19 protein-coding genes are annotated in these 20,203 nt (G+C 71.3%); 6 read left to right on the top strand and 13 right to left on the bottom strand.

Features of this window, described 5'->3' with window-relative positions; all coding sequences use genetic code 11:
• Positions 1-15 precede the first annotated feature (15 nt).
• Positions 16-879, bottom strand: coding sequence for a dimethylargininase (ddaH, locus tag ACFVXE_RS12190; RefSeq protein WP_389670980.1), 864 nt, complete (start codon positions 877-879; stop codon positions 16-18).
• 487 nt (positions 880-1,366) lie between these two features.
• On the opposite strand from ddaH, the gene ACFVXE_RS12185 reads away from it, so the two are divergent.
• A complete protein-coding gene (locus ACFVXE_RS12185; protein WP_389670978.1) occupies positions 1,367-2,113 on the top strand; it encodes a bifunctional DNA primase/polymerase in 747 nt (248 codons plus the stop codon).
• An 88-nt stretch (positions 2,114-2,201) separates the two neighbouring features.
• Here ACFVXE_RS12185 and ACFVXE_RS12180 read toward each other — a convergent pair whose 3' ends face one another.
• Genes ACFVXE_RS12180 through efeO form a run of 4 tightly spaced genes read right to left on the bottom strand, consistent with a single transcriptional unit; the run spans position 2,202 to position 6,515 of the window.
• Positions 2,202-3,137 (bottom strand): hypothetical protein, encoded by a 936-nt coding sequence (locus tag ACFVXE_RS12180; protein ID WP_389670976.1) that lies wholly within the window; start codon positions 3,135-3,137, stop codon positions 2,202-2,204.
• Complete coding sequence (gene efeU / locus ACFVXE_RS12175; protein ID WP_389670974.1) at positions 3,070-4,041, bottom strand: iron uptake transporter permease EfeU; 972 nt, start codon at positions 4,039-4,041, stop codon at positions 3,070-3,072. The genes ACFVXE_RS12180 and efeU overlap by 68 nt, the downstream gene beginning before the upstream one ends.
• Positions 4,042-4,073: 32 nt before the next feature.
• On the bottom strand, positions 4,074-5,360 hold the full coding sequence (gene efeB / locus ACFVXE_RS12170; protein WP_389670973.1) for an iron uptake transporter deferrochelatase/peroxidase subunit: 1,287 nt from the start codon (positions 5,358-5,360) through the stop codon (positions 4,074-4,076).
• Between the two features lie 18 nt (positions 5,361-5,378).
• Positions 5,379-6,515: an iron uptake system protein EfeO gene (gene efeO / locus ACFVXE_RS12165; RefSeq protein ID WP_389670972.1), complete on the bottom strand. Its 1,137-nt coding sequence runs from the start codon at positions 6,513-6,515 to the stop codon at positions 5,379-5,381.
• Positions 6,516-6,785: 270 nt separating this feature from the next.
• On the opposite strand from efeO, the gene ACFVXE_RS12160 reads away from it, so the two are divergent.
• Positions 6,786-7,487 (top strand): PhzF family phenazine biosynthesis protein, encoded by a 702-nt coding sequence (locus tag ACFVXE_RS12160; RefSeq protein WP_389670971.1) that lies wholly within the window; start codon positions 6,786-6,788, stop codon positions 7,485-7,487.
• A 60-nt stretch (positions 7,488-7,547) separates the two neighbouring features.
• On the opposite strand, the gene ACFVXE_RS12155 is transcribed toward ACFVXE_RS12160, so the two are convergent.
• Positions 7,548-8,210, bottom strand: coding sequence for a heme oxygenase (biliverdin-producing) (locus tag ACFVXE_RS12155; protein ID WP_389670969.1), 663 nt, complete (start codon positions 8,208-8,210; stop codon positions 7,548-7,550).
• A 225-nt stretch (positions 8,211-8,435) separates the two neighbouring features.
• Complete coding sequence (map, locus tag ACFVXE_RS12150) at positions 8,436-9,293, bottom strand: type I methionyl aminopeptidase (protein ID WP_389670967.1); 858 nt, start codon at positions 9,291-9,293, stop codon at positions 8,436-8,438.
• 58 nt (positions 9,294-9,351) lie between these two features.
• Between map and ACFVXE_RS12145 the strand changes: the two genes are divergently transcribed.
• Positions 9,352-9,582 carry a hypothetical protein gene (locus ACFVXE_RS12145; RefSeq protein ID WP_389670966.1) on the top strand — a complete coding sequence of 77 codons (231 nt, stop codon included), beginning with the start codon at positions 9,352-9,354 and terminating at the stop codon, positions 9,580-9,582.
• A 67-nt stretch (positions 9,583-9,649) separates the two neighbouring features.
• Here the strand turns inward: ACFVXE_RS12145 and ACFVXE_RS12140 are convergent, their stop codons facing one another.
• Positions 9,650-10,951, bottom strand: coding sequence for an MFS transporter (locus ACFVXE_RS12140; RefSeq protein WP_389670965.1), 1,302 nt, complete (start codon positions 10,949-10,951; stop codon positions 9,650-9,652).
• Between the two features lie 89 nt (positions 10,952-11,040).
• The gene (locus ACFVXE_RS12135) at positions 11,041-11,643 is read right to left on the bottom strand and encodes a hypothetical protein (protein ID WP_389670964.1); all 603 of its coding nucleotides are present in this window, start codon (positions 11,641-11,643) and stop codon (positions 11,041-11,043) included.
• A gap of 141 nt (positions 11,644-11,784) precedes the next feature.
• On the opposite strand from ACFVXE_RS12135, the gene npdG reads away from it, so the two are divergent.
• Both npdG and ACFVXE_RS12125 read left to right on the top strand, forming a co-directional pair.
• On the top strand, positions 11,785-12,495 hold the full coding sequence (gene npdG / locus ACFVXE_RS12130; RefSeq protein WP_389670963.1) for an NADPH-dependent F420 reductase: 711 nt from the start codon (positions 11,785-11,787) through the stop codon (positions 12,493-12,495).
• Positions 12,496-12,593: 98 nt separating this feature from the next.
• The gene (locus ACFVXE_RS12125; protein ID WP_389670962.1) at positions 12,594-12,767 is read left to right on the top strand and encodes a hypothetical protein; all 174 of its coding nucleotides are present in this window, start codon (positions 12,594-12,596) and stop codon (positions 12,765-12,767) included.
• A gap of 56 nt (positions 12,768-12,823) precedes the next feature.
• Here the strand turns inward: ACFVXE_RS12125 and ACFVXE_RS12120 are convergent, their stop codons facing one another.
• A complete protein-coding gene (locus tag ACFVXE_RS12120) occupies positions 12,824-13,624 on the bottom strand; it encodes a site-2 protease family protein (protein ID WP_389670960.1) in 801 nt (266 codons plus the stop codon).
• A gap of 204 nt (positions 13,625-13,828) precedes the next feature.
• Between ACFVXE_RS12120 and ACFVXE_RS12115 the strand changes: the two genes are divergently transcribed.
• Positions 13,829-17,215: a BTAD domain-containing putative transcriptional regulator gene (locus ACFVXE_RS12115; protein ID WP_389670959.1), complete on the top strand. Its 3,387-nt coding sequence runs from the start codon at positions 13,829-13,831 to the stop codon at positions 17,213-17,215.
• A 15-nt stretch (positions 17,216-17,230) separates the two neighbouring features.
• Here the strand turns inward: ACFVXE_RS12115 and ACFVXE_RS12110 are convergent, their stop codons facing one another.
• The 3 genes from ACFVXE_RS12110 to panB all read right to left on the bottom strand — a co-directional run bounded on the left by ACFVXE_RS12110 (position 17,231) and on the right by panB (position 20,141).
• Positions 17,231-18,088, bottom strand: coding sequence for an ABC transporter permease (locus ACFVXE_RS12110; protein WP_389670957.1), 858 nt, complete (start codon positions 18,086-18,088; stop codon positions 17,231-17,233).
• Positions 18,085-19,107, bottom strand: a complete 1,023-nt coding sequence (locus ACFVXE_RS12105) for an ATP-binding cassette domain-containing protein (RefSeq protein WP_389671114.1) — start codon at positions 19,105-19,107, stop codon at positions 18,085-18,087. Before ACFVXE_RS12105 ends, ACFVXE_RS12110 begins: the two co-directional genes overlap by 4 nt.
• A gap of 149 nt (positions 19,108-19,256) precedes the next feature.
• Positions 19,257-20,141, bottom strand: a complete 885-nt coding sequence (panB, locus tag ACFVXE_RS12100) for a 3-methyl-2-oxobutanoate hydroxymethyltransferase (RefSeq protein ID WP_389670956.1) — start codon at positions 20,139-20,141, stop codon at positions 19,257-19,259.
• Positions 20,142-20,203 lie beyond the last annotated feature (62 nt).

The following is a 20,203-nucleotide window of genomic DNA, read 5'->3' as shown; positions in this document are numbered from 1 at the left end:
ACGCGGGCCCGGCGCCTACGCGCGCAGCTCCTGGGTGCAGCACTTCACACTGCCGCCGCCCTTGAGCAGCTCGCTCAGGTCCATCGGGACCGGTTCGAAGCCGCGCGCCCGCAGCGGGTCGAAGAGGCCCGCCGCGCCCTGCGGCACCAGCACGTGGAGCCCGTCGCTGACCGAGTTCAGCCCGAACGCCGCGGCGTCCGCCTCCTCGGCGGTCAGCGCGCCCGGGAAGAGCCGCCTCAGCACGGACAGACTGCCCGGCGAGAAGGCACCCGGGTAGTACATGATCTCGTCGCCCGCCTCGTCGAGCACGCAGAGCGCGGTGTCCAGGTGGTAGTAGCGCGGATCCACGAGATCGAGGCCGATCACCGGCCGGCCGAAGAACTCCTGCGCCTCGTCGTGCGAGAGCGGACTGGACCGGAAGCCGCGCCCGGCCAGGAGGTAGGAGGAGGTGACCGCGAAGTCGCCCTCGCCCTCGTTGACGTGGTCCGGCTCGCGGATCTCGGTGAAGCCGTGGTCCCGGAACCAGTCCCGGTGGGCCTCCGCCTCCGCGTACCGCTCCCGGTAGGCGAACCGGGCACCCAGTACCCGGCCGTCGACGACGGTCGCGCCATTGGCGGCGAAGACCATGTCGGGCAGTTCGGGACGCGGGGTGAGCAGCTCGACGGTGTGGCCGAGCGCCCGGTAGCGGTCGCGCAGATCCTCCCACTGGGCCTGGGCCAAGGGGAGGTCGACCGGCTTGGTCGGGTCCATCCACGGGTTGATGGAGTACGTGACCTCGAAGTGGACGGGGGCGCACATCAGGTAGCGGCGCGGGGTCGCTTCGCGGGGTGACGGGGCCGAGGCTTCACGAAGCGGTGAGGGTGTGGCTTCACGAGGCAATGGGGGCTCCTCACGGACGGCAGGGGTGACCTGCGGATCGTCGGGGCTCGCACGGGTGTGTGCGTGAGCTCATGGTGCGCCGTCCGGGGCCTTCGCGCAGTGAGCCGATCGGGTGGTTCTTCCGGACACGCCGTGGCACGTTCCGGACACCGGGGCCCGGCGGTCCGTCCCGCGGGCCCACGGGTACCCCTGAAGGGCCCGGACGGGCCGGGGGCCGGTCAGGGGCTGCCGCCGACGCGGGGCCAGGCTGCCGCCGGCTGCCGCGGACCCGCCGTTCGCGCGTGTCCGCGCGCACCACCGTCGGCAGCGCCCCGCACGGCCGGACGGCCGTCGAGCCACACCGGGCCATATCTGTCATTTAAGGGCAAGCGGTGGCATAGTGCCCAGCTCGGCGCGGTGGCCTCCGCACCCCGCTTGAGAACTCTGGCCACCGGGGGCGCAGGATGGTGGGACCATGGACAGGGGCAACGCTGAGGTAAGGGGATTGATGGGCGCCGATTTCGGCCGTTCTCGCGGCACAGAGAGCAAATTTTCCCAATGGCTGCGCCGACGACCCAAACCGCAGCAGAGTGCGGTCGACGACACCGCACGGGAGGCGCTGCTCCTGGCTGTCGCCGAGGCCGGAATGCCGATCGCGCCCGCAGCCCATCCGGTCGGCTACCGATGTTCGTGCGAACGCATCGGCTGCCCCACCCCGGCCCGGCACCCCATCTCCTTCGCCTGGCAGACGCAGTCCACCACCGACCGCGGCCAGATCGAGCGCTGGGCCCGCAGCCAGCCGCAGGCGAACTTCATCACCGCGACCGGCATGATCCACGACGTCCTCGACGTGCCGGTCTCCGCGGGCAACCAGGCACTGGAGCGGCTCCTCGCCGCGGACATCGACGTCGGCCCGGTCGCAGTCTCCGGCGACGACCGGATGCTCTTCTTCACCGCCACCCGCGGCACCCCCGAGGACGAGGACGAGTGGTGGCCCTGCGAGCTGGACTGCCACCCCGAGACCATGGACGAGCATCCGGGGCTGCGCTGGCACTGCCGCGGCAGCTATGTACTGCTGCCGCCCGCCCAGCTCCCCGCCGAGCTGGACGTGCACTGGATCCGGGGCCCGGAGAACCCGCTGCCCGATCCGCTGACGCTGCTGGAGACGCTCACCGACGCCTGCGCGCAGTACGCCGACACCGCGGACCAGAGTGATCTCGACCATGACTCGGTGACCTGGCCGCTCAGCCGCTGAAGCGGGGCGCGGGGTCCCACGGCCCCGCTCCGAGGACTCCCGGGACCGTGGATTCCGGACTCCCGGGAGCGGGCCGCGTGGACGACGGCTAGGAACCCTTCGCCGCCGTGAGCCCCGGCAACCGGTTCAGCACGATGACCTTGCCGCCGTTGGCGGCGCCCTTCTTCGGGACGTACACCAGCTGGCTGGAGACCCGCTCCTTGGTGAGGGTGCTCTTCACCTCACCGGACAGCAGTGCCTGCACATCGGCGTTGACCGCCGGACGCAGACCCTTCGCCGCGGTCTGCTGCTCGAAGTGCTTGCTGCTGAAGAAGACCAGTGCCCCGCCGTCCTCCGTCTCCAGGCCGAGCGGAGCGAACGTACCGCCGTCCAGCGGGCGGTCGATGTACTGGTAGGAGAAACCGGCCTGCCGGGTGTTCCTGCGGGCCTCCCGCCAGCCCGAGGTGGTGCCACCGGGAGCCCATACGTCCGGTGTGCCCTTCTGCAGGTAGGACGTGTACTGCGTGCTCAAGTCCTTCGGCGCCACCGAGAGTTCACCGTCGTCCGCCGACACCGGCCGGGCCTGCCCGTCGCCGTCCTTCGCGAACGCGGGCAGCTGGGACGGGGGCACCACAGACAGATAGGCGGCCCGCCAGCCGGAGCCGGGACCGGTCCGCAGGAACACGACCAGCCAGCGGGTGTCCTGCTTGCCGTCGTCCTGGTCGCGGTTGGAGTCGGTGTCCGCGACGAACCACCGGGGCCAGCCGGCCTTCTTCGGGATGAGATACCTGGCGTCGGTCAGTTCCAGGGTCTGGTGGTTCGCGTTGCCGCCGGGGTTGTTCTTCTGCCGCGCCTTGAGACCGGCCTGGTTGATCGCGCCGAGCGAACCGGTCACCCGGTCCGCGTCGAGCGCGGGATCGTAGGCCTTGTCCGCCGCGTTGTACGCGGCGGTGAAGTCCGCGAGGGCCTTCGCGGCCTCAGACTTCGTTGCCGTCGGTACGACTTCCAGCTCGCCGTGCACCGTCACGCACCCGCTCGCCGTCATGCTCAGCACTGTCGCTGCCGCGAGCCCCGTCGCCAGCCGAATCGGCCTCAGGCTTCTCATCCGTTGCTTTCTGCGCCTTCTGATCCGTCGCCCCCACTGACCGTCCGAACCCTACCGGGGCGAGGAACAGCGCGAGCGTGGGGATCAGATACAGGAGCCACACCGTGACCTGAAGAACGGTCGGATCGGGCTGGAAGTTGAAGGTGCCCTTCAGCAGGGTCCCGTACCAACTGTCCGGCGGGATCACGCCGCTGATGTCGAACGCCTGGCTGTTGATGCCGCCCAGGAACTCGGCCTCCTGCAGGTCGTGCACGCCGTACGCGAGGACGCCCGCGGCGACGATCACCAGCATGCCACCCGTCCAGGTGAAGAACTTCGCCAGGTTGATCCTCAACGCGCCGCGGTAGAACAGCCAGCCCAGCACCACCGCGCCGGCGATCCCGAGGAACGCACCGATCATCGGGTGCCAGCCGTCGTCCGCCGCGTGCACCGCACGCCAGACGAACAGCGAGGTCTCCAGCCCCTCCCGGCCGACCGCGAGCAGCGCCGTGGCAACCAGCGCGCCGGTGCCCATCGCGAGCGCCGCGTCCAGCTTCCCGTGCAGCTCCTTCTTCAGATGCCGCGCGGTGCGCCGCATCCAGAACACCATCCAGGTGACCAGACCCACCGAGACGATCGACAGCGAGCCGCCGAGCGCCTCCTGCGCCTCGAACGTCATCTCCTGCGAGCCGAATTCGAGCCCCGCGCCGAACGCCAGGCTGACGACGACCGCGATGGCGACACCGCACCAGATCGGCAGCAGCCGGTCCCTGTTGCCGGTCTTCACCAGATAGGCGACGAGGATGCAGACGACCAGGCTGGCCTCGAGCCCCTCGCGCAGGCCGATGAGGAAGTTGCTGAACACGTTTCGGTTCTCCTTTTCTGCTTCGAGCCCCGTTACGAGAACAGCGCCCGGCCCCACCAGTCGTCCGTGTCGCGGACGCCCGGCGGGACGGCGAAGTGCGCCGAACCCACGTGCTGGATGTACTCGTTGAGTGCGTCATGCGCCGAGAGGCGGCGCTGCAGCGGAATGAACGCCTTGCGGACATCGCGCTGGTAGGCGAGGAAGAACAGCCCGGCGTCGAGCCGGCCCAGACCGTCCGTACCGTCGGTGAAGGAGTAACCGCGGCGCAGGATCGTCGCGCCGCCGTTGCTGTCCGGGTGGGCGAGCCGCACGTGCGCGGTGGGCAGCATCGCCTTCAGGAACGGCTCGTCGCGCTCCTTCGCCTTGCCGACCGGGGCGCCCTCGCCCTTGTCCCGGCCGAAGACGTCCTCCTGCTCCTGGAGCCCGGTGCGGTCCCAGGTCTCGATGTGCATCCGGATCCGCCGGGCCACCAGGTACGAACCCCCGGTCATCCAGCCGGCCTTGTCCTTCGCGCCGACCCACACGTGCTGGTCGAGGGCCGCGGTGTCGGTACCGGCGATGTTCCGGGTGCCGTCCTTGAAGCCCATCATGTTGCGCGGGGTCTGGGCGTCGGGCGTCGTCGACGACGTCTTGCCGAAACCCAGCTGGGACCAGCGGATCGCGGTGCGGCCCATGCCGATCCTGGCGAGGTTGCGGATGGCGTGCACCGCGACCTGCGGGTCGTCCGCGCACGCCTGGATGCACAGGTCGCCGCCGCTGCGGGAGGTGTCGAGATTGTCGCCGGGGAACTTCGGCAGATCGACCAGCGCCTCCGGGCGCCGGTCCTCAAGACCGAACCGGCCCTTGGCGAACAGCGAGGGACCGAAGCCGATGGTGAGGGTGAGCCGGGACGGCTTGAGCCCGAGCGCCTCGCCGGTGTCGTCCGGCGGCGCCTCGGCGAGACCGCCGTACGCCCCGTCGCCGACCGCGTGACCCGCCGTCATCCGCTCGGCGGCCCGGGTCCACTCCTTGAGGAGGGCGATCAGCTCGGCCCGGTCCTTCGTCGTCACGTCGAACGCGGCGAAGTGCAGCCGGTCCTGTACGGCGGTGGCGATACCGGCCTGGTGCGCGCCGTGGAACGGCACGGCGGCGCCGCTCTCCGCGGCCGGCACCGCGTCGTTCTCCGTACGCACCGCGGCGACCGCGCCACCGGCCGCGACGGCGCCGAGCGCGAGCCCGGCGCCGCCCCAGCCGAGCAGGGCGCGGCGGGACGGGGCATGCCCGACGGCGGTGGTGGCGTTCTCATCGCCACCGGCGGTGTTCTGCGTCTCCTCGGACATGCCCGGCGTCTCCGTTCGTTACTTCGTGACTGCGGCGGCGAGCTTGGAGAGCGGCTCCGCCAGTGCGTTGACCGCGTCCGACAGCTCCTTGCGATCCGCCTTGCCGACCTTGTCGTACGAGGTGAACTCGTAGGACGTCTTGTCCTGGCGGTACTTGTCCAGCAGCGTGTTCAGGGCCGCGAACTGCTTGTCCAGGGTCGCGGTCAGCGCCGCGTCGTTCTTGGAGGCGATCGGCTTCAGCAGCTCGTACGACTTCTCGGCGCCCTCGACGTTCGCCTTGAAGTCGACCAGGTCGGTGTGGCTGTACCGCTCCTCCTCGCCGGTGACCTTGCCGGTGGCGACCTCGTCGAGGAGCTCCTTGGCGCCGTTGGCCATCGAGGTCGGCGTGATGTCCGCCGTACCGACCCGCTTCTGCCAGTCCAGCAGGTCCTTGTAGAGGGTGGGCGCGAGCGCCTTCTCCTCGGCGCCGAGCTTCTTGTCCTGCCACAGCGCCTTCTCCAGGCGGTGCCAGCCGGTCCACTTCTGGCCGTCCTCCAGGCCGTCCGCGCGGGTGTCGACCTTCGGGTCGATGTCACCGAACGACTCGGCGACCGGCTCGGTGCGCTCCCAGCCGATGCGGGAGTCGGCGTACGCCTTCTTCGCGGCCTCGATGTCACCCGCGGCGACCGCGTCGGTGAAGACCTTGACCTTCGGCAGCGTCTCGTCGGCCTGCTTCTGCGCGTAGGTGCGGTACCCGGCGACGGCCTTGTCCATCTCGGGACTGCGCTTCGCGATCTTGCCGCCGGTGACCTCGATCTTCTGCCGGATGCCGTTGCCCTTCATGCCGGGCTTGCAGGCGATCTCGTACGAACCGGCCTTGATCTCGGCCGTGATGTTCGCCTTGGTGCCGGGGCCGATGTTCTCGCGCTCGGCGACGATGCGGTCGTCCGGGAAGAGGACGTAGACCTCGGTGACCTTGGATCCCTTGTTCTCCACGGCCAGTTCGACGTGGCCGGCCGGAAGCTTCTTCTTCGACACCGCGCAGGAGTCGTCCTTCGCCACGACACTCACGGCGCCGTCGCCCTTGCCGTCGCTCTTCTCGGCACAGCCCGTGACGGCGGTCAGGGCCGCCACCGTGGCGACAGCGGTGACGACGGAGAAACGAACGGCTCGCATACGGGGCTCCACAAAGGCTCAAGAGAGGGGATGGCGGGGGCCGGGCAAGGGCAGGTGAGGCGGACCTAACTTAACCGAGGCTTACCTCACCGATACCCGGTTGCGAAGTGATTCAGCTCTCATCCGGGGTGCAAAGGGAACGAAGTGATCACGGATGACCCACAGGCGACCCACAGAAAAGTCAAGTGAGCGTCAAGGCGCCGCCGGGGGTCGCATCGGCGCGACAGGAGGCGCCCGCCGAGGACGACCGTGCGGTGCTTGAATGCGCACGTGAGTGACTTCGACGTGCCCGCGGGCATCGACGTTCTGCGGGTGTTCTGCGATCCCGACGGCCGGCACGGCAACCCTCTCGGGGTCGTACGGGACGGGCGCGCCTGGCCGGACGAGGCGTCCCGGCTGGCACTCGCCGGGCGGCTCGGCTTCAGCGAGACCATTTTCGTCGACGATCCCGAGCGCGGTCACATCGACATCTACACCCCCGGGCTCCGGCTGCCGTTCGCCGGGCATCCGCTCGTCGGCGCCGCGTGGCTGCTCGACCTGGAGATCCTGGAACTGCCCGTCGGGGAGGTCTTCGCCCGCCAGGACGGCGAGTTCACCTGGATCACGGCCCGTCCGGAGTGGGCGCCGCCGCGCACGCTGGAGCAGTACGCGTCGGTCGCCGAGGTGGAGGCGCTGACCGGGCCGCCGCCCGGTGAGGGATGGCTGTACGTATGGGCGTGGGAGGAGGAAGCGGCGGGCCGGGTCAGGGCGCGGGCGTTCCCCAGGCGCGGCCCCGGCGGAGCCGGCGCCGGCGCCGCGGAGATCGTGGAGGACGAGGCGACCGGGGCCGCGGCGCTGCTGCTCAGCGCACACCTGGGCCGCGCCCTCAACATCATGCAGGGGCGCGGCTCCCAGATCCTCACGGCGCCCGCCCCGGACGGCATGGTGGAGATCGGGGGCCGCGTCCTGCTGGCGCACCCGGGCCGCCCGTAAGGCGTCAGGGAACACGACGGGACGGGGGCCGGGCAGCCCGGCCCCCGTCCCGTCCGGGTGCTAAGCGCTGAGCGGGAACACCTCGCCCAGCTCCCGGAACACCGCGGTGTTCAGTGAGAACGCCCGCTTGCACTCGTCGACGATCCGCTGCTTCTCCAGGTCGTCCGCGTCCACCGCGTCCAGCAGCTCGCGGTAACCCCGCTTGAACGAGGCGGGGTTGGGGATCGACTCGAAGACGTAGAACCGCACCCCGTCGCCCTTGTGGGCGAACCCCCAGGTCCGCTCCGCCCGGTCACGGATGATCTGCCCGCCGGAGAGGTCCCCGAGATACCGGGTGTAGTGGTGCGCGATGTAACCGGCGGGCCAGGTGCGCGCGCACGCGGCGACCCGGTCGGCGTACGCGGCCGTCGCGGGCAGCGGTTCCAGGCCCTCGCGCCACCGCGCACCCCGCAGATGCATCAGATCGCTCTCGAGCGCGGCGGTGCGCATCAGCTCCGGCTGTACGAACGGACCGGCGACCGGGTCGCCGCGCAGCGCCTCCGCGCCGTCCTCCAGTGCCCGGTAGACGAACCACAGCTGCTCGGTGTAGCGCGCGTACGCGTCGAGCCCGAGGCGCCCGCCCAGCAGGTCGCTCATGAAGGTCGAGGTCTCCGCCTCGGTGTGCTGTTCGTGCGACGCCGTACGGATCAGTGTCGAGAAAGGCGTGGTGACGGTTGCGTCCAAGGCGGGCCTCCGGGGACCGAAGAAGGACAGGAAGTCCGGAAGGAAGGGAAATGCCGACAGCGACCGCGCGTGGCGGTGACTGTCGACATCTCCGATCCTCTGCCTGAGTCAATAACTTCCCGACGGTCTGTCGGTAAAAACGATACGCCCGATTCCGCCCCTGTGCCGGGGTGCGCGCGGTGGCTGGCGGGGCCGCGGGGGAGCGGCCGATCCGAGCGGAAGGCCCTACGGAAGGGTCAGGATCTCCGCGCCCGTCTCCGTCACCACCAGTGTGTGCTCGAACTGGGCGGTGCGCTTGCGGTCCTTCGTCACCACGGTCCAGCCGTCGTCCCACATGTCGTAGTCGTGCGTCCCGAGCGTCAGCATCGGCTCGATGGTGAACGTCATGCCGGGCTGCATCACGGTGGTCGCGTGCGGGCTGTCGTAGTGCGGAATGATCAGGCCGGAGTGGAACGAGGAATTGATCCCGTGCCCGGTGAAGTCCCGCACCACCCCGTATCCGAAACGTTTCGCGTACGACTCGATGACCCGCCCGATCACATTGACCTGGCGGCCGGGACGGACAGCCTTGACGGCCCGCTTCAGCGACTCCTCGGTGCGCTCCACGAGCAGCCGGGACTCCTCGTCCACGTCGCCGCAGAGATATGTGGCGTTGTTGTCGCCGTGCACGCCGTTGAGGTACGCGGTGACGTCGAGGTTCACGATGTCGCCGTCGCGCAGCACCGTGGAGTCCGGGATGCCGTGGCAGATCACCTCGTTGAGCGATGTGCAGAGCGACTTGGGGAAGCCGCGGTAGCCGAGCGTCGACGGATAGGCGCCGTGGTCGCACATGAACTCGTGGGCGACCCGGTCGAGTTCGTCCGTGGTCACGCCGGGGGCGATGTGTTTCGCAGCCTCCGCCATCGCCTGTGCGGCGATCCGGCCCGCGATGCGCATGCGCTCGACGGTGTCGGCGTCCTGGATCTCCGGGCCCTTGTACGGCGTGGGCGCGGGCTTGCCCACGTACTCGGGGCGCCGGATGTTTCCGGGTACGGAACGGATGGGAGTGATCTCCCCTGGTACGAGCAGCGACTGGCCAGACATGTCAGCGAGTCTAACCAGCGTGCTTGGGGCAGCATGGCCCCGAGGAAAGGAGCCGACGATGGCCCTGTTCAAGAAGCGCACGGTCGGCAAGCCGGGCGAGTGGTACTACTGCCTGCAGCACCAGAAGGTCGAGGAAGGCCCGGAGTGCCCGGCGAAGGACCGGTTCGGGCCTTATGCCTCATCCGAGGAGGCCCGTCACGCCATGGAGACGGCGCAGGAACGCAATCAGGAGTGGGAGAACGACCCCAAGTGGCATGACCGCTCCACGTCCACGGACGAGGACGCGTAACACCTGCCCGGCCCCTCCGGCGAGCGAGCGGCGGGGGAGCGTGGCCCGGTGCGGAACCCATGACGGGTCACGCCCGGGCCGCCGCTGCCTCTCTGCCGGCCCGCCTGCGCACGGCGTCCTCATCCGTCTCGGAGTCGTACGTCAGCAGCTTCGGCAGCGCCGCCGCCAGCAGTGCGACCGAGGCCACGCACGCCACGCCGCCCGTCCAGATCGCGGATCGCGTGCCCGTCCAGCCGGCCATCGCGCCCGCCCGCACCTGACCCAGTTGCGGGCCGACGCTGTAGGACAGCACCTCGATGCCCGCCAGCCGCCCGCGCAGCTCCTCCGGGATGGTCTGGTTCCAGATCGTGGAGCGGCCCAGACCGCTGAGCATGTCGCCCGCACCCGCCACCGCCAGGCAGACGAGCACGAGCCACACATTGCCGATCCGGCCGGCCGCCGCGATCGCCAGGCCCCAGACCGCCGCGCCGGACACCACGAACAGCCCGTGCCGGCGCACCCGGGAGGTCCAGCCACTGGTCAGTCCCAGCAGCAGGGAGCCGACCGACCCCGCCGCGTACATCAGGCCCAGCGACCACTCGGCGTCCAGCTCGTCCGCGAGGAACGGGAAGACCGCGTTCGGGAAGGCGAAGAACATCGCGGCCAGATCGATCGCGTACGTCCCCAGCAGCACCGGCCGGCTCCAGGCGTACCTCGCCCCCTCGGCGATGCCGCGCAGCGACGGCTTCCCCGCGTGCCGGGCGGGCGGCGCGGGGGCCAGCCGCAGGCACAGCACCACGGAGACGGTGAACGTGACCACCGTGACCGCGTACGCCGTGGCGTGCCCGGCCCAGGCCACCACCAGACCCGCCACCGCCGGGCCGGTGATCGCCCCGAACTGCCAGCGCAGCGAGTTCAGGGCGGCGGCCGCGGTGAGCTGGTCGTGCGGCACGATCCTGGCCATCAGCGAGTCCAGTGCGGGCCGCTGCAGTCCGGCGAGCGCGGAGACGCCTCCCGCGACGAGATAGAGCGGCCAGAGCATCGGGGCGGGCAGCGCGGCGTTCACCAGCAGGACGAGCGCGAGCAGCCCCAGCCCCGCCTCGGTGCCCAGGATCACCTTGCGGCGGTCCGTGGCGTCGGCGAGCGCCCCGCCGTACAGGCCGAAGACGACCAGCGGCACCAGCTCGACCGCGCCCATCGCGCCGACCGCGAGCGGCGAACCGGTGATCTCCTTGATCTGCAGCGGCAGCGCGATCAGCGCCATGAAACTGCCGAAGTACGTGACCAGGCCCTGGACCCACAGCAGCCGGAAGTCGGCCGAGGACCGCAGGGGGGAGAGGTCGGGCAACAGCGCGGAGAGCCGGGCGGGGAGCGGCGGGGCAGTGGTCACGAGGGGTCATGGTCCGGTGCCGTACATGCGCCGTGCAACTGGTTATGGCCGGGGCGGCCCGCCGCGACCAGGGGCGCAACCGCCGCCCCTCACCAGCGTGGCGGCGGTGGCGCGGTCAGCTGGTCGGCGAGCCGGGAGAGCCGGTCCCGGAAGCGGCGCCGGCCGCGCGGCACCGGGATGCTGTTCTCCCCGGCCGCCGCGCTCACCAGATGCTGCACGGTGTCCAGGTCCACCTCGTCGCTCCCGGCCACCACGAGCGACTCGTGGGCCAGCCCCCGCACCTCCGGATCACCGCCGTTCAGGGACAGCACCGTCGCCCCGGCCCGCCGCGCGTCGTGCACCCGCTCCAGCAGCCCGTCCCCGGGCCGCTCCGGGGCCACCAGGAGCAGCGTCTCGCCCCGTCCGGCCGCCTCGATCCGGCCCGGTCCGACGGCCAGGTGCGCCGGATCGCCCGGCTCCACCCGGTGCCGTACGAGCGTGGGTGACAGCTCCGGCAGCCCGGACCAGGTGGACTCGTCGACCAGGTGGGCCGCCAGATGCCACGGTTCGTACGACGCCGTGCCGACCAGCAGCAGCCCACCGCCGTGCGGCACGACCGACGAGCGGAGCGCCCCTGCGAACCGCCTGGCCGCCGCGGGCCACTCGGTTCCGGCGAGCACCTCACGGAGCAGGGCGACACGGACGGCATCCATGGCCCGGCATCTTGCCGCAGTCTCCGCCCCGGCACCGGCGAACGGCCGCGAACCAGCCCAACGAGGTGACGGCGCCGGGTGGCGGAGCGGGCGGAGGGCGGGGCGGCATGCCCCGTCACGGTGCGCAGTAGTGTCGGGCTCATGACTACGAATGACAGCGGCAGCGCGCCCAAGCCCCCCGCCAAGGACCCCTGGGACCTGCCCGACGTATCCGGGCTGACCGTCGGTGTGCTCGGCGGAACCGGTCCACAGGGGCGCGGGCTCGCCTACCGGTTCGCCCGCGCAGGGCAGAAGGTGATCATCGGTTCGCGCGCCGCGGAGCGCGCCCGGACCGCCGCCGACGAGCTGGGTCTCGGCGTCGAGGGCGCGGACAACGCCGAGTGCGCGCGCCGCAGCGACGTCGTGATCGTCGCCGTGCCCTGGGACGGCCACGCCAAGACGCTGGAGTCGCTGCGCGAGGAGCTCGCCGGAAAGCTCGTCATCGACTGCGTCAATCCGCTCGGCTTCGACAAGAAGGGCGCGTACGCCCTGAAGCCCGAGGAGGGCAGCGCCGCCGAGCAGGCCGCCGCCCTGCTCCCCGGCTCCCGGGTCACCGCCGCCTTCCACCACCTCTCGGCGGTGCTGCTCCAGGACGAGACGATCGAGGAGATCGACACCGATGTGCTGGTGCTGGGCGAGGCCCGCGCCGACACCGACGTCGTCCAGGCCCTGGCCGGCCGGATCCCCGGCATGCGGGGCGTCTTCGCGGGCCGGCTGCGCGGCGCCCACCAGGTCGAATCGCTCGTCGCCAATCTGATCGCGGTCAACCGCCGCTACAAGGCACACGCGGGCCTGCGCGCCACCGACGTCTGAGCCGGCCCGCGGCCACGCCCCACCCTGCGCGGAGCGGCACGGGGCATGGGGGACACTGGACGGGACCGTGCACCACCTCCGGACAGGAGCTGCCCCCCATGCCCCGCCTCGCTCTCTACGCTCTCGCCGTCTGCGTCCTCGCCGTCGGCGCGGCCGTGGCCTCGTTCGTCCAGGGCAGCTGGCTCGGGATCGTCTGGGTGCTGCTGGCCGGGCTCTCGTCCAACATGGCGTGGTACTACCTGCGCAGGCAGCGCGCCGGGACCACGTCCTGAGTGAACGGCCGTGATGCGTGGCCGACGCCGAGCGTCCGCCACGGATCACGCGGCGCTCAGGAGGCGCAGAGGGGGCTCGCCGTGTCCCAGCTCTGCCAGAACCGGTAGGTGTCCAGACCGCAGTACGTGTCGGACTCGCCGACCCCCAGTGACTGCAGCAGGCCGTGGATCATGCCGAAGAATGCCTCGTTGACCTCGGGGATCCACAGCACACCGAAGACCGCCAGCAGCCCGAACGGGGCGAACGGCTCCACCTGGCGGCGGATCCCGTACGACAGCCAGGGCTCGATCACCCCGTACCCGTCCAGCCCGGGGACCGGCAGGAAGTTCAGCAGCGCAGCGGTGACCTGAAGCAGCGCCAGGAAGGCCAGTGCGTAGCGGAACTCCATCGGGACGCCGTCCAGCGCGTGCAGCCAGAACGGCGCCGTGCAGACGAGCGCGAACAGTACGTTCGTCAGAGGACCCGCCGCCGAGATCAGGCTGTGCTTCCAGCGACCACGGATCCGGCCCCGCTCGATGAAGACCGCACCACCGGGCAGACCGATTCCTCCCATGATCACGAAGAGCACGGGCAGCACGATGCTCAGCAGGGCGTGCGTGTACGCGAACGGGTTGAGCGTGAGATAACCCTTCGACCCGACCGAGATGTCCCCGCTGTGGAGCGCGGTGCGGGCGTGCGCGTACTCGTGCAGACAGAGGGAGACGACCCACGCCGCCGTGACGAACAGGAAGGCCGTGAGGCCGTACGGATACCCGACGTCCGCCCACACCGCCCAGCCCGACACCGCCATGACGGCGACGATCCCGAGGAAGACCGGACTGATCCGCCGGTCGCGGCGGGCTGCTGCGGTGGTCATCAGCGGACTCCAGATGGCTGGGTGCGGGGGTGCGGCGGGGCGGGGACGAGCCTCGACCGTATAGGCGACACGGCAGAAACGTCTCGCGTCACGGTGGTGGTTCCGGACAGGGTGGGGGCATGACGAGCATCGGCGGAGCGCCCCGGGGACCGACGCTGCCGGGCGGCTGTCCCCTTCCCGGTTCCGGTCACGGAGAATAGGCGCGTGCGCTACAGCATCCTCGGCACCACACAGGCTTTCCACGACGACGGCACGCCCGTCGCCATCGGTGGGGCGCGGCTGCGCGCCCTGCTGACCGTTCTCGCACTGCGACCCGGCCGAACGGTCCCCGCCACCGTGCTGGTCGACGAGGTGTGGGACGGCGACCCGCCCGCCGACGCGGTCGGCGCACTGCAGGCGCTCGTCGGCCGGCTCCGCAGGGTCCTCGGCCACGGGGCGGTCACCTCGGCGGAGAACGGTTACCGGCTGGCCGCCGACCCGGACACGGTCGACCTGCACCGCTTCGAGCGGCTGGCGGGCGACGGGGCGCGCGCACTGGAAGAGGGCGATCCGGTCAAGGCCGTGACGATACTCGACGGCGCGCTCGCGCTCTGGCACGGTCCGGTCCTCGCCGATCTGCCGGGCCGAGACGCCGTCACGGCCCGCTGGACGGCGCGTCACCTGGAGGCCCGTCGCACCAGGCTGGCCGCTGCGCTCGCGCTGGGCAGGGCCGACGAGGCACTGCCCGAGCTGGTCGCGCTCTGCGCCGAGCACCCGATGGACGAACCCCTCCACGCACTGCGGCTGCGGGCGCTGCGCGACGCCGGACGTACGGCGCAGGCGTTGGCGGCGTACGAGGAGGTACGCACCCTGCTCGCCGACCGGCTCGGCGCCGACCCCGGCCCGGAACTGCGCGCACTGCACGCCGAGTTGCTACGCCACGAACCGGCGCCCCGGCCGCCCGGCCGGAGGCCGGGGCAGGGGGCCGCCGCGCACCGCCCGCCTGCCTCGGAGCCGGTCTCCGCCCCGGACCGCACGCCCGGCACCGGACCGGCCCGTACCGCCGCCCCGCACGGCAACCTGCGCGCCCGGCTCACCAGTTTCGTCGGGCGCGAGGCCGATATGGACGCGCTCCGCGACGACCTCGGGCAGGCACGGCTGGTCACCCTCCTCGGGCCGGGCGGCGCGGGCAAGACGCGACTCTCCCAGGAAACCGCCGAATCCGTCGCGTCCGCCTGGCCGGACGGTGTCTGGCTGGCCGAGCTCGCACCCGTCGACGACCCGGACACCGTCCCCGCCGCCGTACTGACCGCGCTCGGCGCCCGCGAGACCCTGCTGCGCGGCGCGGGCGCCGAGGAGCTCCGGGCCGCCGAGCGCGGCGCGGGCGACCCGCTGGTCCGGCTGACCGAGCACTGCTCCCGGCGCCGCATGCTGCTGCTCCTCGACAACTGCGAGCACGTCATCGAGGCCGCCGCCGCGCTCGCCGACCATCTGCTCGTCCACTGCCCGGACCTCACCGTCCTGGCCACCAGCCGTGAACCCCTCGGCGTACCGGGTGAGTTCGTCCGTCCTGTCGACCCGCTGCCCGACCCGATGGCGCTGCGCCTGCTCGCCGATCGCGGCGCCGCCGCGAAGCCGGGCTTCCGGGTCGACGCGGACGAGGAGACCGCGGCGGCCGCCGCCGAGATCTGCCGCCGGCTCGACGGACTGCCGCTCGCCATCGAACTCGCCGCCGCCCGGCTGCGGATGCTCAGCCCGCGCCAGATCGCCGACCGGCTCGACGACCGGTTCCGTCTGCTGACCAGCGGCGCCCGTACCGTGCTGCCGCGTCAGCAGACACTGCGCGCCGTCGTCGACTGGTCCTGGGACCTCCTCGACGCATCCGAACACGCCGTACTGCGCAGGCTCTCCGTCTTCGCCGGCGGCTGCACGCTGACCGCGGCCGAGGCGGTCTGTGCGGACCGGCCGCAGGACGCGCGCGAGGTCGCCGGGGTGCTCGGTTCGCTCGTCGACAAGTCCCTCGTCGTGGCCGCACCCGCCGACGACGGAGAGATGCGCTACCGGCTGCTGGAGACCGTCGGCGAGTACGCCGCCGAGCGGCTCGACGAGTCCGGGGAACGGGCCACCGTCGAGCAGCGCCACCTGGTGCACTTCCGGGAGCTGGCCCGTACCACCGACCCCCTGCTGCGCGGCGCCGGGCAGCGGGCCGCCATCGACCTCCTCCAGCGGGAGTACGAGAATCTGCGCACCGCCTTGCGCCACGCCGTCGCCGCCGCCGACGAGCAGGAGGTGATCTGCCTGGTGCTCTCGCTCGCCTGGTACTGGCAGATGCGCGATCTGCGCGCCGATGCCCTGCACTGGGCCGACGCGGCGGCCGCCCTGGGGCCGGACCCGTTCGCCCCGCCGGCCCGGCCCGCCCCCTCCATCCGGGAACGCTGCACCGACGCGCCGCCGCCGATGGGTCCGGAGCTGCTCCAGGAGGCGCGGCGCGGGATCGCGCTGATCCAACTGGCCAGCATGGACCATGCGTTGGACGAGTGGACCGGTGAGAAGAGCATGGAGCGGCTGCGCGTCATCGCCGCCACCTACCGGGCGGGCCAGCCGCAGACCTGCCGAGCCCCGGCGTCGCTCTGGTTCTTCGCGGTCATGCTCACCGGGGACGTCTCGGACCTGCGCGAACTGCTGGACGAGACGGTCCGTGCCTCCCGTGAGTTGGGCTACGAGTGGGAGCTGGCCGCAGCGCTCCAGATGCGCGCCAATGTGCTGGCCAACCGCCCCGACTGGTCCGGCGAGGCCCGCGTGGACGCCGACGAGAGCCTGGAGATCTTCAGTCGGCTCGGTGACGACTGGGGCGCCGCCGAGTCGCTCTCCTCCCGTGGGGAGGCCAACGAGCGGCGGGGCGATTACACCCGTGCGGCCGACGACTACCAGGCCGCCGTCGGCTATGCCGAGCGGCTCGGCGCCCAGTCCCAGGTTGCGGTGCTCCGCACCCGGTACGCCTCCGTGCTCTCCGAACTGGGCCGCAGCGCGGAGGGCGAGGCGATCCTGCGTGAGGTGCTGGCCGAGGGGCGGGCGGCGGGACACGAGGCGATGCCGTTCGCGCGTCTCTTCCTCGCCATGCTCCTGGGCAGCACCGGCCGGGTCGCCGAGGCCCGTGAACAGTACGTCGTGCTGCGCGAGGAGTTCAGATCCGAGACTCTGGCGATCTTCGAAGGGTTCGTGCTGGGCGGGCAGGCCTGGCTGGACAATCAGGAGGGGGCGTACGCCGACGCCCTGGCCCGGAGCCGGCAGGCGCTGGAGCGGTCCGGGGACCCGCTGTCGCAGATGGTGGCGCCGCAGATGTCCGTCATCAACCTCGTCACCCTCGCGCGGGCCCTGGCCGGGCTCGGCGGCGAGCGCCGGGCGGCCCTCGCCGCCCGGCTGCTGGGAGCGGGCGACGGCCTGCTGCCGAACGGCCATGTGCCGACGACGATAGAGCGGAGGAACTACGCCGAGGCGGAGACGGCGGCCCGCGCCGTTCTCGGCGACGCCGGCTACGAGGCCGCGTACGCCGAAGGCGATGGCCTCGTACTGGACGAGGCCATCGCCTTGGCAGACGCGTTCCGGGAGTGAACCGGAGGAGTCGCGTCAGGTCTTCTTGCGGAACTTGGCGACCGCGAGCGGCGCCATCACCGCGGTGATGACCACGGTCCAGCCGAGCGTCACCCACACCGAGTGGGCGAGCGGGCCGCCCATCATCAGGGCACGGGCCGCGTCGGCCAGGTTGGACAGCGGGTTGTAGTCGGTGAACGACTGGAGCCAGCCCGGCATCGTCTTGGTCGGGGCGAAGATCGAGGAACCGAACTGGAGCGGCATCAGCACGAGCATCCCCATTCCCTGAACCGCCTGGGCCGTCTTCAGGGTCAGCCCGAGCAGGATGAAGATCCACATGATGGCGGCGCCGAACACCGCCGAGAGAGCGATCGCCTCGATGAGCCCGAACCACGAGGCCTGCAGATCCATGCCGAGGGCGAAGCCCATGCCGAGCAGGATGAACGTGGCGACCATCATCCGGCCCAGCTCGACCACGATCTTCGCGATGAGCACCGAGGAGCGGGCGATCGGCATGGTGCGGAACCGGTCCATGACCCCCTTGCGGAAGTCGTCGTTGACGCCGGTGCCGACCGCCATGGCGATGTTCATGCCCATCATCGCCATCAGACCGGGGATCAGGTAGTTGAGGTACTCCTGCCGGCCACCGCCCATGCTGCCGCCGACCGAGCCGCCGAAGACGTACACGAACAGCAGCGTGAAGATGACCGGCATCAGGAGCGCGTCGAACATCGACTCCGGATCCTTCTTGATCTGGAGCAGGTTGCGCCGCACCAGCGCGCCGATGTGACGCAGATTGCCCCGCAGCCCGATCCGGCCCTCGTCGTGGAGCTTCTTCGCCGGGACGGGCTCGGCCGCGTCGGTGGGGGTGGGCGTCAGAGTCGTCGTGCTCACGCGGCGACCTCCTGGGGAATCGTGTCGGTGGCGGACGTGGACTTGCCGCCGGTGATGGCCAGGAACACCTCGTCCAGGCTGGGCAGCGCGGTGGCGACATGGGCCAGCGAGAAGCCGCGGGTGCCGAGCAGCCCGATGACCGCGGTCAGCTGCTCGTCGCTGAGGATCGGCACGTAGAGCAGACCCTCGTCCGGGACGGCCTGCGCGCCCGCGACCCCGTCCAGGCCGGTCTCCCTGAGCGCCTGGGCCATGGAGGCCAGCTGCGCCGGGTCCGACGGCCGGATCTGCAGGGTGCGGCCGCCGACCTTCGCCTTGAGCTCGTCGACCCCGCCACGGGCGATGATCTTGCCCTTGTCGATGACGGTGAGCTCATTGGCGAGCTGCTCGGCCTCTTCCATGTACTGGGTGGTGAGCAGGACGGTCGCCCCCTCCGCGACCATGCGCTGCACCTCGTCCCAGACCTCGTTGCGGGTACGGGGGTCGAGCCCCGTCGTCGGCTCGTCGAGGTACAGCACGGCCGGGCTGCCGATCATCGAGGCGGCCAGGTCCAGACGGCGTCGCATGCCGCCGGAGTAGTCCATCGCGGCCTTCTTGGCCGCGTCGGTGAGCGAGAACCGCTCCAGGAGCTCGTCGGCGCGGGACCGCGCCTGCTTGCGCGGGAGATCGAGCAGCCGCCCGATCATGTAGAGGTTCTCCCAGCCGGAGAGCTTCTCGTCGACCGAGGCGTACTGCCCGGTCAGGCCGATCGTGCGGCGCAGCTGCCGGGGCTGCTTCACCACGTCGTAGCCCGCCACGGTGGCGTGCCCGGCGTCGGGGAGGATCAGGGTGGACAGGCAGCGTACGAGGGTGGTCTTGCCGGCGCCGTTGGGGCCGAGCACACCGAGCACGGTGCCCTCGCGCACATCGAGGTCCACGCCGTCCAGAGCCTTGGTCTCGCCGTAGTGCTTGACCAGCCCCCGTACCTCGACGGCGTTTCCGCCGTTCCTGGGGTTCTTGTCGATTCGCGTCATGTCCACCATGAGAACAGCCGCCACCGACAGTCCACCGACATCCCTCCGACAGCGGCGCCCGCGGCCGCCGACGACGCCGACAGCCCGCCGATGGGGGAAGTCGGCGGGCTGTCGTGGTGCGGGCCGTGGCCGGTGCCCCCGGGGGGACCGGCCGCGCCCTAGTGGAAGGTGTGCTCCGGCTGCGGGAACGTGCCGCCGACGACCTCGTCCGCGAACTCCTTCGCCGCGTCACCGAGCACCTTGCGCATGTTCGCGTACTGCTTGGTGAAGCGCGGCACCTTGCCGCCGGTCAGCCCGACCATGTCGGTGTAGACCAGCACCTGGGCGTCGGTGTCCGGACCGGCGCCGATGCCGACGGTCGGGATGTGCAGGCTGCGGGTGACCTCGGCGGCGACCTCGGACGGCACGAGTTCCAGGACGACGGCGAACGCCCCCGCCTCCTGGGCAGCCTTGGCGTCCCGGATCAGCCGGTGCGCGGCCTCGTCGCTGCGGCCCTGCACCCGGTAGCCCATGGTGTTCACGGACTGCGGGGTCAGGCCGAGGTGCGACATGACCGGGATGCCGGCCGAGACCAGCAGCTCGGTCTGGGGGAGCGACCGCTCGCCGCCCTCCAGCTTGACCGCCCCGACGCCGGACTCCTTCACCAGCCGGGTGGCGTTGCGCAGTGCCTGGACGGGGCCCTCCTGGTACGCCCCGAAGGGCAGGTCACCGACGATCAGGGCGCGCTTGGTGCCCCGTACGACAGCGGCGGAGAGGATGGCGATCTCGTCCATCGTGACGGGCACGGTGGTCTCGTAGCCGAGGTGACAGTTGCCCATGGAGTCGCCGACGAGCATGACCGGGATACCGGCCTCGTCGAAGACGGACGCGGTCATCGCGTCGTAGGCGGTGAGCATGGGCCACTTCTCGCCGCGTTCGGTGGCGGCGGCGATGTCATGGACGGTGATGCGGCGGGTGCTTGTGCCTCCGTACAGCGCCTTGCTGCTGTCGGTGGGAGCTCCCGCGGGGGTTGCGGGCTGATTCTGCGCAGCCTGAAGCGACATTGCCAACGGCTCCTTCGTCATCTCGTGGCGCCCTGACGGCGTCCCCGGATCGGTTCCATGGT

It is taken from the genome of Streptomyces sp. NPDC058231 (assembly GCF_042882275.1).
Classification (GTDB): Bacteria; Actinomycetota; Actinomycetes; order Streptomycetales; family Streptomycetaceae; genus Streptomyces.
Note: the sequence above shows the minus strand (reverse complement) of the source record. Positions and strands in the feature narration are given on the sequence as shown.

What these genes read in the sequence shown, in the direction of transcription:
- ACFVXE_RS12185 (WP_389670978.1), top strand. Translation starts at nt 1,367, where the DNA reads ATGGGCGCCGATTTCGGCCGTTCTCGCGGCACAGAGAGCAAATTTTCC.
- ACFVXE_RS12180 (WP_389670976.1), bottom strand. Translation starts at nt 3,137, where the DNA reads ATGACGGCGAGCGGGTGCGTGACGGTGCACGGCGAGCTGGAAGTCGTA.
- efeB (WP_389670973.1), bottom strand. Translation starts at nt 5,360, where the DNA reads ATGTCCGAGGAGACGCAGAACACCGCCGGTGGCGATGAGAACGCCACC.
- efeO (WP_389670972.1), bottom strand. Translation starts at nt 6,515, where the DNA reads ATGCGAGCCGTTCGTTTCTCCGTCGTCACCGCTGTCGCCACGGTGGCG.
- map (WP_389670967.1), bottom strand. Translation starts at nt 9,293, where the DNA reads ATGTCTGGCCAGTCGCTGCTCGTACCAGGGGAGATCACTCCCATCCGT.
- ACFVXE_RS12145 (WP_389670966.1), top strand. Translation starts at nt 9,352, where the DNA reads ATGGCCCTGTTCAAGAAGCGCACGGTCGGCAAGCCGGGCGAGTGGTAC.
- ACFVXE_RS12135 (WP_389670964.1), bottom strand. Translation starts at nt 11,643, where the DNA reads ATGGATGCCGTCCGTGTCGCCCTGCTCCGTGAGGTGCTCGCCGGAACC.
- npdG (WP_389670963.1), top strand. Translation starts at nt 11,785, where the DNA reads ATGACTACGAATGACAGCGGCAGCGCGCCCAAGCCCCCCGCCAAGGAC.
- ACFVXE_RS12125 (WP_389670962.1), top strand. Translation starts at nt 12,594, where the DNA reads ATGCCCCGCCTCGCTCTCTACGCTCTCGCCGTCTGCGTCCTCGCCGTC.
- ACFVXE_RS12120 (WP_389670960.1), bottom strand. Translation starts at nt 13,624, where the DNA reads ATGACCACCGCAGCAGCCCGCCGCGACCGGCGGATCAGTCCGGTCTTC.
- ACFVXE_RS12105 (WP_389671114.1), bottom strand. Translation starts at nt 19,107, where the DNA reads ATGGTGGACATGACGCGAATCGACAAGAACCCCAGGAACGGCGGAAAC.
- panB (WP_389670956.1), bottom strand. Translation starts at nt 20,141, where the DNA reads ATGTCGCTTCAGGCTGCGCAGAATCAGCCCGCAACCCCCGCGGGAGCT.